The following is a 739-nucleotide window of genomic DNA, read 5'->3' as shown; positions in this document are numbered from 1 at the left end:
TACCGTCTCCACCATAGATATCATAAAGCAATACCGGTATAGTTGTTCTTTCTGTAATGATTGTCGCGAATACTTCCATTGCGGGTGACTTAATCGGGGAGTCGAAATGGATAGTGCAAATACTGTAACGTTGCGAATAAGGAATTTCACCAGGCATATAATCATTCCATATACCTACACCCTTTGTTAAATTGTATTTTTCAAGAAGATTATCAACTTCTATAACATTAATAGGCGGCTCTTCATAAACAGTAAAGTCAGAAATCTCAATAATTCTGCTTCCTTCTCCATCCGGGGAACTCCAAATATTATTGCCAATGTATTGATAAGTATAAATGCCAAATTCTAAATACTCAGGAAAAATGTATTGTTCATTATAAGTAATTTTGCAATTTATTTTTTGATATTTGCCCAGAGTTGCAGATGCTTCTTGATACCAAGTAAGGAAACGTTTATATATTTCGGGAATATCCCCAAAAATTCTAATCATTTGTTCGGCTTGATCATTATGTATTGCTATTAAACGTTCAAGTTCTCCTACTGTTTTATTAGAATAATCAGATTTAACATATTCTTCATCAAGCATTTCAATGCTGGTTATGTTATTGTCAATTATTGTAACTTTAGCCACATAATTATCAGGCGGATAATTGGTGTTTGTATGTTTTTCAATAAATGAATAATATTTGACGCCTTGTTCCTGCCACTCTGCCAATTTAGTGTTTAACGCATTAGAATC

At 33.0% G+C, this 739-nt stretch carries 1 protein-coding gene; it reads right to left on the bottom strand.

Going from position 1 to position 739, the window contains the following annotated elements; translation table 11 throughout:
• Positions 1-715, bottom strand: a 715-nt coding sequence (locus ACYVRA_RS07805) for a hypothetical protein (RefSeq protein WP_461252172.1), incomplete at its 3' end; no start/stop codon positions are given.
• Positions 716-739 lie beyond the last annotated feature (24 nt).

The organism is Treponema sp. R8-4-B8, assembly GCF_054786175.1.
This window is presented reverse-complemented; position numbering and strand designations above follow the sequence as displayed.